This is a genomic window from Glaciecola siphonariae, assembly GCF_042652645.1.
In the GTDB taxonomy this organism is placed as follows: Bacteria; Pseudomonadota; Gammaproteobacteria; order Enterobacterales; family Alteromonadaceae; genus Glaciecola; species Glaciecola siphonariae.
Genome location: NZ_JBHSGU010000019.1, coordinates 123,773 through 134,093, shown reverse-complemented (window position 1 = coordinate 134,093; position 10,321 = coordinate 123,773). Strand labels below are relative to the sequence as shown.

9 protein-coding genes are annotated in these 10,321 nt (G+C 42.8%); 3 read left to right on the top strand and 6 right to left on the bottom strand.

What is annotated here, in order from left to right; translation table 11 throughout:
• Positions 1-631: 631 nt before the first annotated feature.
• Complete coding sequence (locus ACFO4O_RS16295) at positions 632-1,135, top strand: RNA recognition motif domain-containing protein (RefSeq protein WP_382410456.1); 504 nt, start codon at positions 632-634, stop codon at positions 1,133-1,135.
• Between the two features lie 56 nt (positions 1,136-1,191).
• On the opposite strand, the gene ACFO4O_RS16290 is transcribed toward ACFO4O_RS16295, so the two are convergent.
• Positions 1,192-2,337 (bottom strand): DUF5610 domain-containing protein, encoded by a 1,146-nt coding sequence (locus ACFO4O_RS16290; RefSeq protein ID WP_382410454.1) that lies wholly within the window; start codon positions 2,335-2,337, stop codon positions 1,192-1,194.
• A gap of 120 nt (positions 2,338-2,457) precedes the next feature.
• Here ACFO4O_RS16290 and trmA point away from each other — a divergent pair, with 120 nt between their 5' ends.
• Entirely contained in the window at positions 2,458-3,558 is a 1,101-nt protein-coding gene (gene trmA / locus ACFO4O_RS16285) for a tRNA (uridine(54)-C5)-methyltransferase TrmA (protein WP_382410452.1), read from the top strand.
• 47 nt (positions 3,559-3,605) lie between these two features.
• On the opposite strand, the gene fabR is transcribed toward trmA, so the two are convergent.
• Entirely contained in the window at positions 3,606-4,220 is a 615-nt protein-coding gene (fabR, locus tag ACFO4O_RS16280; RefSeq protein WP_382410450.1) for an HTH-type transcriptional repressor FabR, read from the bottom strand.
• A gap of 113 nt (positions 4,221-4,333) precedes the next feature.
• On the opposite strand from fabR, the gene ACFO4O_RS16275 reads away from it, so the two are divergent.
• Entirely contained in the window at positions 4,334-5,476 is a 1,143-nt protein-coding gene (locus tag ACFO4O_RS16275) for an acyl-CoA desaturase (RefSeq protein ID WP_382410448.1), read from the top strand.
• Between the two features lie 88 nt (positions 5,477-5,564).
• On the opposite strand, the gene ACFO4O_RS16270 is transcribed toward ACFO4O_RS16275, so the two are convergent.
• The 4 genes from ACFO4O_RS16270 to ACFO4O_RS16255 form a co-directional block, all read right to left on the bottom strand.
• The gene (locus ACFO4O_RS16270) at positions 5,565-5,873 is read right to left on the bottom strand and encodes a hypothetical protein (protein WP_382410446.1); all 309 of its coding nucleotides are present in this window, start codon (positions 5,871-5,873) and stop codon (positions 5,565-5,567) included.
• Positions 5,874-6,044: 171 nt separating this feature from the next.
• A complete protein-coding gene (locus tag ACFO4O_RS16265; RefSeq protein WP_382410444.1) occupies positions 6,045-6,788 on the bottom strand; it encodes a phosphoadenylyl-sulfate reductase in 744 nt (247 codons plus the stop codon).
• Positions 6,775-8,496, bottom strand: coding sequence for an assimilatory sulfite reductase (NADPH) hemoprotein subunit (cysI, locus tag ACFO4O_RS16260; protein WP_382410442.1), 1,722 nt, complete (start codon positions 8,494-8,496; stop codon positions 6,775-6,777). Before cysI ends, ACFO4O_RS16265 begins: the two co-directional genes overlap by 14 nt.
• Positions 8,496-10,289, bottom strand: coding sequence for an assimilatory sulfite reductase (NADPH) flavoprotein subunit (locus ACFO4O_RS16255; RefSeq protein ID WP_382410440.1), 1,794 nt, complete (start codon positions 10,287-10,289; stop codon positions 8,496-8,498). The genes cysI and ACFO4O_RS16255 overlap by 1 nt, the downstream gene beginning before the upstream one ends.
• Positions 10,290-10,321 lie beyond the last annotated feature (32 nt).

Below are 10,321 nucleotides of genomic sequence, written 5' to 3'. Positions count from 1 at the left end.
TATCGGTGTTTCTTGTTGCCAAGAAACGATATAAATTTTGTCGTAGACACTCTTAATGAGTGCCCACACAGATTGTCTTGTTATAAATTGTTAAAGAGCTATCGTGCGAAGTTTTTGAAACGAGTTTCGAAAACTTTTTGCGCAAGGTGACTAACATTACCTAAAGTGGTTTGTTGAGTCGTGCCTTGCTGCACGTTCGCAATATTTGCGAATCGCTTCAGAGGTAAGCCTCTCAAGCGGGATGCGAATTCTACTTAAACTGCATCGTGTGTCAAGGCTTTTGTGAAAACTTTTTGCATTTTTTACTCGCTAAGCTCACAAGCGCCTGTCAGACCCCTAATATTGTTGTTATATCTTAATACTAGACAACATTTGGGTGTTTTAATGTACAAACTAAAACACTGCTTTAATAAGCGTTGGTCTGTGACAGCGAGCGCGCATTCTACATTTAAAACAATTTCCGTCAATAGTAGTTACAAGAAAATTTGCAAAAATGTAGGTTTTGGCTAAAATTCAGCCTAAATAAGCTAAAAGTTATATCTAATCGGTTTATTTTTTATATTCTTTAGGGGTATTTCTGGCTTTTTATACCTAGATACCAAAATTATAATAATCACAATTAGGACAAGTTATGTTATCTATCCGGCTTCCTCTCGCAATATTCGTAACCATCATTCTCAGTATCGTTGCTTATTTCGTCACTCAATCACTTTCTACTTCACCAATCGGCCCATTCTTACCGTCTATTTTTGTTATTTTGCTGTTTGTTTTCCTGCTAATTCCAACCATTATTGCTAAAACGCCCGCAAGTTCTTCAACCCAACGAACTAACAAGCCAACGTCGAGAAAAAATGAATCGACATCTAGACCCTCACCATCATTAGATGGTGTCACCACTTTGTATGTAGGTAACCTTCCTTACAAAGCGAATGAAATCACTGTTAAAGAGTTGTTTGAACAAACCGGTTCGGTAACGTCGGTACGTTTAATGAAAGACCGAAAAACTAATCGCCGTAAAGGCTTTGGCTTTGTGGAGGTAGATGCAAACCAAGCCGATGAAATGATTGCTAAGCTAAATGATTCTGAGTTTATGGATAGAACAATTAAAGTCAGACCCGCTAAAGATAAGGCCTAGGGATTTGGTAACCGGCGGCGTCAATTAAATATTGATGCCGCCCTTACTGCATGTTGTTATTCCTGAGCGATAAATTTTGCATTAAAAGCATGAAAGCGATTAATCGCTTGCAGTAAGTCTGGTACCTGCACATCCTTCATTTCGTTAACCAAACCGTTTATTACCTGATTATATTCTTGCTCAGATGCAAGCTCTTTTTTGGCTGACTCCATTACATTCATTAATCTCGCAACATAGTTTGCAACAGCTTTTGGCGACGTCATGTCCTCTTTATTTGAAAACTCGTTTAGGTGTTTTACCTGATCATAAGCCGACGCGCCTGAGTTACGTTCAACTGATATTGACTGCTGAGCGAGACGCGTTAAGTCATTATCTGTATATCCCTGTTCAATAGCTTTTTCATAAACCTGCTGCATGTCTTTTCGATAGAAGGTGCTGGCGAGTTCATCTGCACTATTGATTAAGTTGGCCAAACTAGCAGACCTGCTCGCGTCGGCTTCACCTGCAATACTAAACGATATATTGGAACCCTGACTCGTATATAAACGAGCGCCATCGCTTGAGTCTGATATCGACGTGAAGGCTTCGCTTCCGAAGTCAACTCTTACAGTTCGGCCGTCGCTCAAATCTAGCTTGGTTTGCATGTATTTAACGTTCGTATCGTCAGAAGCCTTTTGGTACTCGAGCGGATCAATCGGTAATTTAGATATTTCGTCGATTATTCGTTTTTGACTTGCATCGATATTTTGAGTCAATTTATCGTCTGCTACACCTACCAACTCTAATTTTGCTTGGTCTATTCCGGCATTTACGCCTTCGGTGGCTTGCTGTTTAAAATAGCTCAACTCAACTTTATCTGCGCCGTTTTTCGCCATTGATGCTAGAGACGACGACACAAAACTTAGAACGTTCTGCACTACCTCGTCAATATTGAATAAATTTGTCTCTTTGACTGACCGCAGCTTAGCTGACTGCTCTTGCTTATCGATGTTTTTTGCCGCTAGCGTGTCCTCAAATCTACTGTTAATAGACAAAGAAATAACTTTAGCTGCAACAACGTCGTTACCAGCAGACGAACTATATGTATCGCTTGCTTGGCTGGCACGAATTTCTTGTTTGTTTTGATGCTTTAGTTCAATTACGTTAGCCGCTTTTGCGCCTGAAATGTCAGGGAAAGCTGCTTTCACTTCTAGCATATTCATTTTAGATACCTCACTATCCTCAACATAGTTATCGGCAAATCTGCATTTTCTTTAATAAAGAGTTGGTAAAATTTTCTATGGCGTTACAATTTGCCCATTCTCTCTTGCTCGCCGGATGACATGACAACGTTTGATAACAAATACGCGCTTCAACTCGCTGAAAAAAAACAACGACTTACCGACTTACTTTTGCCCTTTACGCAGCAAAACTTAGAGGTATTTGAGTCACCTCCTCAAAATTACCGTATGCGAGCGGAGTTTAGAATCTGGCATGAGGGAGAGCGCAGCTTTCACATCATGTTTGATAAAGAGAGTAAGTCTAAATATGAAGTTGAGTACCTGCCTGCCGCGTGTCAATTAATTAACGATGCAATGAAAGATACTATCGCGTTGGTGTGCGAGCAGCCTTTGCTGCGTGCAAAGCTATTCCAAATTGACTATTTGGCATCGACTACAAACGAGTTAGTTATTTCTCTGATATATCATAAGCAATTAGATTCATCTTGGGAGGACGCTGCTCAGGCACTTAAGCAAGCTCTCTCTCATTTAGGTACGATTAATATTATCGGCAGGGCCAAAAAGCAAAAGGTGGTTATTGGAGAAGATTACGTTATCGAAAAACTGCGCTTGGAAGCACAAGAAACAGCTAAAGACTATATATTCAAACAAGTTGAAAATAGCTTTACGCAACCAAATGCCAACATCAATGTAAAAATGCTCAATTGGACGCTTGGCAGACTGAGAGGGAGCGAAGGAGACTTACTTGAGTTGTATTGCGGTGCAGGTAATTTTTCGATACCGCTTGCCAGCATCTTTAGGCGGGTATTTGCCACAGAAATATCAAAGAGTTCAGTCAACGCGGCCCAGTATAATATTGACGCCAACGCAGTCAGTAACGTCGTTATTGCCCGACTTAGCAGTGAAGAATTTACTGAGGCTTATAAAGGAGCAAGAGCCTTTTTCAGGCTAAAAGATATAGAATTACACAATTATCAATTTTCAACAGTCTTAGTTGACCCACCTCGCGCGGGTTTAGATGCTGACACGCTCAAGCTAATTAGCCAATTTAAACGGATTGTCTATATTTCGTGCAACCCAAACACACTAGCAAATAACTTAGTTACCTTATCGGAAACCCATCATGTCGAGCATGCGGCTCTGTTTGACCAGTTCCCATTTACTGAGCATATTGAAACGGGCGTTGTGCTGAAAAAAAGATAGCTCTCTATTTATGCAGCATACGACCGTCGTTTGCATCTCTAGCGGCATTATTTGTCCGCGCTACCGTCCTCTTTATATCGATAAGCGCCGAGTTGAACAAACCGAAGTTGCGTTATAACACGCTGCGCAATCGTGCTAACTTCGCGCTCGTCTGCATCGAGAGCTTCAGCGCCAGCACTGAATACCAAGCGTACCATAGCTTCTGCCTGTAAATGAGCGATATGAGTAGGCAGCTCAAGGTGCGATATAACATAGTCTGAAAGTTCTTCTGTAAAATATTGAATTTCTCGCATTACCGCGGCTCTAAACTCTGACGACGTACCCGTGTGTTCTCGCAAAAGCAGCCTAAACACATTTCTATTCTGCGTAATAAACTCCATGAAAGTATGAACAGATATATTGATAACACTGCCGCCTTTTTGAATACGTTGGCGCGCTTTTCGCATGAGTTGCCGTAGTGCAAGACCGGACTCATCGACTAAGGTTAGCCCGAGCTCGTTAATATCGGCAAAGTGTCTATAAAAGGAAGTCGGCGCGATACCTGCCTCGCGAGCCACCTCGCGTAAGCTTATAGAGGTAAAGCTCTTATTTTCGTCGAGCAAAGTAAACGCGGCATCAACAATTTTTTGACGCGTAAGTTGTTTTTGAAGTTGTCTGTTCATATGGGTATGTTTACATTAGGATCTGAGTTTTATCAATATAAACCTTGCCTAAAACATCCTGAAAAGTTAAATTAAGCGCACAGTTGTACGCTGAAAACATAAGTGAATATTTAGTGAAAAAACCCCCTATCATCCCCTTGAACATTGCTGTTTTTACCTTAACCACCATGATTGCGCTCGTTGGCGTGCCGATATGGATTGGTTACAACGGCATCGATACTTTTGAAATACTTGCAGCGGTAATTTTGTTTTTCTTTACCGGCATGTCAATCACGGCTGGCTATCATCGCTTATGGTCTCATAAAGCCTATGAAGCTCATCCCGTTGTTAAAGTCGTCCTGGCTATAGGCGGCGCAATGGCTTTACAAAACAGTATTTTGCATTGGTCATCAGACCATCGTGTTCATCATCGCCATGTCGATGTAAACGACAAAGACCCATACTCTGCGAAAAAAGGATTTTGGTTTTCACATATAGGCTGGATGCTACGCGAGTATCAGTCGGAATGTTACAACGATTACTCTAACTGTCGTGACCTTCAAAAAGACAAAGTGGTTATGTGGCAGCATAAGTATTATCTGCCTATCGTGTTAATTGCGAATTTTGGTATTACGGCTGCTCTAGGTTGGCTTAATGGGGACATCCTAGGAATGATATTAATAGCAGGCGTGGCGCGATTGGTCGTTGTTCATCACGTGACCTTCTTTATCAACTCTATCGCTCACATTTGGGGGAGCCGTCCTTACACAGACACCAATACTGCCCGCGACAACGGTTTTGTTGCACTGTTCACGTTCGGAGAAGGCTACCATAACTATCACCATATTTTTGAGTACGACTACCGAAATGGTATTCACTGGTGGCAGTACGATCCTACAAAATGGTTAATCAAATCACTGTCGTGGTTAAGACTGACGCGAAACCTAAGAAAAACACCAGAAGAGCGCATCGAAAAAGCGAAGCTTCAAATGCAGCTTAAATACGCCAAGAAGCGTTTGGTAAATTTACCCAATGCTGATGAAGTCGTCGCCAAAATTCAAAATGAATATGACATCCTAGTGCAAAAAATGAATTCTTATTACAGTGCCAAGAAAAAGATAATGGCCGATAAGAAGCAAAACTTGAAAGCGTCTTACGAAAAGCTTGAGCTAGACTTTGAATTTAAGGAAATGAAACAGTCTTTCGCGCTACAGAAAGAGAAATGGCATTCAATGTATGAATACTATATGTCTTCAATATCGTTACAAACAAGCTAAGTAAGGTGCTGATGTGCTCGATTTGGGGCTCAAACACTAGCCAAAAAAAAGCCTCTCAATGAGAGGCTTTTCTAGTTACTAAACAAAACTAATTTTCTTGGTCCAATACTTTGGCCAAATAAGCGTCTTTGTGTGCAACTACCTCGATGTTGAGCGTTCCGGGCTCAATTGTTAGCGTTGCCATAGCGTGATTAGTGTTTGTGCTTTTCTCGGCTAGCACAGATTGGGAACTTAAAAACGAATCACTGTTTTCAATTTTATTACTCATGCACGCTGCATCTATTTCGAATGATGCTTTATTCATGCAAGAAAAACTATTGCCGGTATCTGTGGCTGTTTGAGCAGCAGAAGCACTAAAACAAGCAAATGTAAAAACCATTGCCATTAGCTTCTTCATGTAATTCTCCTCTACTAAACTGTGTATATAGTATACAGAGAATCATCAATAGATCAATTCGTTTCAGAGTTTTATTACAGTTATATGACACAAAGATGAAAAAATGATGACACTAGGGTCTATTGACCTTTGCAACAATTCAATCTTTGCTTGCACCGATATCGCCTTTGTCTAGATGCCGTCACCATCACCAAACTCATGCAGCCCGCACTCCCGCTTCAGGCCAAAGAATCGAGTGTCTTGCTCACTCATTCCATCTTCAAGCGCTCGTGTTGTGTGCCAGTCACCAATAGATACGAAGCCTTTTTCCCACAGTGGATGATAGGGTAATTTATGCTTAAGCATGTATTCATGTAGCCGCTTATTTGAGTAATCGGCTAAAGGATGCACTTTAATGTGTTCCCCTTGGCGCTGCAAAAAAGGTAAGTTTTGCCTGGAGTCAGACTGAGAGCGGCGCAAACCTGCAAACCATACACTCACATCAAAGTCGTGTAGTGCTCTTTTCATTGGTTCGACTTTATTTAAGGCATTATACTTTTCAATACCGTCAATGCCTTGCTCCCACATTTTTCCAAAACGTGCTTCTTGCCATGCCGCGGAAATAGGCGCGCGATAAACCTGTAAATTTAGATTCAGGCGCTCAGTAAGTTCATCAATGAACTGATAAGTCTCGGGAAATAAGTAACCCGTGTCGGTGAGCACAACCGGAATATTCGGGGCAGCCTCACTTAACAAATGCAGCATCACCGCAGATTGAGCACCAAAGCTTGACGAAACAATATGATTTCCCGGCAAGTTAGCCAACGCCCACTGAACACGTTCTACCGCGCTTTCACCTTTCAAAACCTCATTAGATGCTGCTAGGTCAATCTGCATGAGCTTTTGTTTGGCACTTAGTTGTTTAGCTAAGTTCATCGTAAAAATCTCTAGCTGAGTCCACAACTGGCTTAACAATTCCAGCGCGCACAACAAAGTCGCCAAAGGCCTCGTTGTTCTCTCTTTGCTCAGCCCATTGCCCTATCAGCTCGTCGAGTATAGACATTATTTCTGTATCGCTAATATTCTCTCGATACATTCGCGGAATACGTGTACCTTCACGGTTACCGCCTATGTGCAAATTATATTTATTGGGGCCTTTTCCTACCAGACCAATCTCTGACAACATTGCTCTACCACAACCATTAGGACACCCTGTGATGCGATAAATGATGCTCTGGTCTTGCATGCCGTGTTTGCTTAGCATGCTTTCTATTTCGGTTACCGCATCAGGCAAATAGCGCTCAGCCTCGGCCATTGCTAGTGGGCAAGTGGGTAGTGACACACACGCCATTGAATCTTGACGTTGCTTACTAACGCTTGACTCCATGAGGCCATGCTCAACCGCAATGTCTTCTATTGCTTGTTTTTGGCTTTCAGGAACGCCAGCTACAATTAAGTTTTGGTTTGCGGTTAACCTAAAATCACCTTGGTGAATTTTAGCTATTTGCAGCATACCGGTTTTCAGTGGCTTGTTAGGGAAATCTAGAATACGGCCATTTTCAATGAACAAAGTTAAATGATGCTTTCCGTCGATGCCTTCAACCCAGCCGAATCTGTCGCCCCTAGAGGTAAATTCATAAGGTCTGCTACTTTCAAACTTAACGTTAGCGCGCTTTTCAACTTCTTGTTTGAAAGTCTCTACACCAACACGCTCAAGCGTATATTTGGTCTTTGCGTTTTTACGATTAACGCGGTTACCCCAGTCGCGCTGCGTTGAGACTACCGCTGCAGCCACATCTAGGGTTTTTTCCAGCGAAATAAAACCAAAATCATCTGCCTTTCGCGGATAGGTGCTTTTATCGCCATGAGTCATCGCAAGCCCACCGCCTACAAGCACATTAAATCCTACAAGCTTATCCCCTTCAGCGATTGCCACAAAGTTCAAGTCGTTAGCATGCACGTCTACGTCGTTTTGCGGTGGGATCACAACCGTGGTCTTAAACTTACGCGGTAGATAGTTGTTACCTAGGATAGGTTCATTTTCTTGCGTCGAATCAATCTTTTCGCCGTCTAGCCAAATTTCGGCGTAGGCATTGGTTTTGGGAAGTAAGTGTTCACTAATTTTTGTTGCCCACTCCCACGCTTGCTGATGCACTTTTGACTCGATGGGATTTGAGGTGCACAACACGTTTCGGTTAACGTCTCCGGCAGTCGCAATCGAATCTATCCCAGTAGCGTTAAGCGTTTGGTGCATTGACTTAATATGAGGCTTCAATACACCATGGAACTGAAAGGTTTGGCGAGTCGTAAGGCGAATACTTCCATACATGGAATAATCCTGGGCAAACTGATCAATCTCAATCCACTGTTTGGGCGTGATCACGCCACCCGGTAATCTGGCTCGCAGCATAACATTATGCAGAGGCTCTAACTTTTGTTTAATTCGCTCCGCACGAATATCGCGGTCATCCTGCTGATACATCCCATGGAAGCGTATCAATTGGAAATTATCTGCGGTAAACCCGCCAGTGACATCATCAGCGAGGTCCTGAACGATGGTGCCGCGCAATAAGTTACTCTCTTTTTTCAATCGTTCGTTATCAGCAAGTTTGCCTTCGACGACAAGTTTTTGGTCATCACTCATTAGTATACATCCTTCTGATAACGTTTTGCTTTGCGCATTTCGAGCAAGAACTGCTTCGCTTCTTGCGCCGATTTTTTACCGTGTTTTTCAATGATAGTCAGCAATGCGGCTTCCACGTCTTTTGCCATGCGCATTGCATCGCCGCATACATAAAAATGCGCGCCACTTTCAAGCCATTTGTAGAGCTGCTCACCTTGCTCCAACATGCGGTCCTGAACATATATTTTGTTGGCTTGGTCGCGAGAAAACGCCAAGCTAATTTTACTGAGTAGGCCCGATTTAAGATAAGCTTGCCACTCGGTTTGATATAAAAAATCTTGGGTGAAATTTGGATTACCAAAAAACAGCCAGTTTTTGCCCTCTGCGCCTTGCGCATCACGCTCCTGCATAAATGCTCTAAAAGGCGCAATACCCGTTCCAGGACCGACCATAATTACTGGCACGTTGGGGTCTTGCGGCAACCTAAAGTTGTCGTTATTTTCAACGTATACTTTGATTTCTCCGCCTTGCTCTAGATGCGTACACAAATACCCTGATGCGCCACCTTGATGCCTAAAACCAAAAGCCTCGTAATCAATGTGCGCTACTGTAAGATGAACCTCATCCTCGACCTCGCTTTGACTCGACGCGATCGAATACAACCTTGGACTTAAAGGCCGTAGCGCATCAACTAAGTCTTGTGCAGCAATATCTGCAGGAAACTGCTCAACAATATCAACGATCTGACGCTCGTCTAAAAATGCGCGCAGCGCTGTCTTATCGTCTAGTACCGCCAACAAAGCTTCGTTTTTACTTGCTGCCTGATAAGCCTTTACAAAACCCGGATAACTTAAGGTCAACTCAAGCTTTTCTTTCAAGGCTTGTTCGAGCGAGTAAGTTTGCTCTGAAATAGTTACAGAATCATCTGGTTTGTTTTGAGAAGCTTGGATAATGCGAGAAACAACATCTGGACTGTTAAGAAAATACACGCCTAAAGCGTCGCCAACTTGATATTGAATGCCGCTGTCTTCGAGCGATATTTCAATGTGACGGATATCTTTAACAGAGTCTCGCCCCGTAATTTTTATGCTTTCGCTGAGGGTGGCGGTAAATGGATTTTGTTTGGTGTAAGTGGCTGTTGCCACCGCTTTAGCAACGGCAGAGGGCGCTATTACCGCAGCACTTGGTGTTAATGTATCTGCTAGGATTGCATTTAACTTTTCTGTCCACGCGGCAAATTCTGCTTCAAATTCTACATCACAATCGAGGCGGTCAATTAAAGGTGTAGCACCAAGCGCTTTTAAACGCGCATCAAAATCTTTGCCCGTTTGGCAAAAGAATTCGTAGCTAGTGTCGCCTAAGCCTACTACCGCATATTTTAATTTATCAAGCTTGGGCGCTTTTTTGCTGGCTAAAAACTCGTGAAGCTCAACGGCATCATCAGGTGCGTCGCCTTCACCATGAGTGCTGACAAACACCACCAAATGTGTCTCATCTTTTATTTTGCGCGGTTTATAATCAGACATGCTGACCACGTTAGTCGTATAGCCTTTTGCCTTAGCCGATTCAGCATAAGCCATTGCTGCATGCTTAGAATTGCCTGTTTGCGAGCCAAAAAGCACGGTCAATATATTCGCAGGCGCCGCTTGAGCCGGAACCGACGCCAAAGCAGTGCTACCTTGCGATAGACCGGCGAGATATCCGCTTGCCCAAATTAATTGCTCTTTATTTAAACCGCTAACAGCCGCACTTATTTGTGAAAGCTGCGCATCGTTTATGAGTGGGAATGGAGTGTTGTCTTGGTTTGACGACATTAAAAAACCGCTAAATTTACTAAGATGCAGTA

Excerpts from the sequence above, each read along its gene's own strand:
- cysI (WP_382410442.1), bottom strand. The coding sequence starts at position 8,496 with ATGAGTGATGACCAAAAACTTGTCGTCGAAGGCAAACTTGCTGATAAC.
- trmA (WP_382410452.1), top strand. The coding sequence starts at position 2,458 with ATGACAACGTTTGATAACAAATACGCGCTTCAACTCGCTGAAAAAAAA.
- fabR (WP_382410450.1), bottom strand. The coding sequence starts at position 4,220 with ATGAACAGACAACTTCAAAAACAACTTACGCGTCAAAAAATTGTTGAT.
- ACFO4O_RS16290 (WP_382410454.1), bottom strand. The coding sequence starts at position 2,337 with ATGAATATGCTAGAAGTGAAAGCAGCTTTCCCTGACATTTCAGGCGCA.
- ACFO4O_RS16255 (WP_382410440.1), bottom strand. The coding sequence starts at position 10,289 with ATGTCGTCAAACCAAGACAACACTCCATTCCCACTCATAAACGATGCG.
- ACFO4O_RS16270 (WP_382410446.1), bottom strand. The coding sequence starts at position 5,873 with ATGAAGAAGCTAATGGCAATGGTTTTTACATTTGCTTGTTTTAGTGCT.
- ACFO4O_RS16265 (WP_382410444.1), bottom strand. The coding sequence starts at position 6,788 with ATGAACTTAGCTAAACAACTAAGTGCCAAACAAAAGCTCATGCAGATT.
- ACFO4O_RS16295 (WP_382410456.1), top strand. The coding sequence starts at position 632 with ATGTTATCTATCCGGCTTCCTCTCGCAATATTCGTAACCATCATTCTC.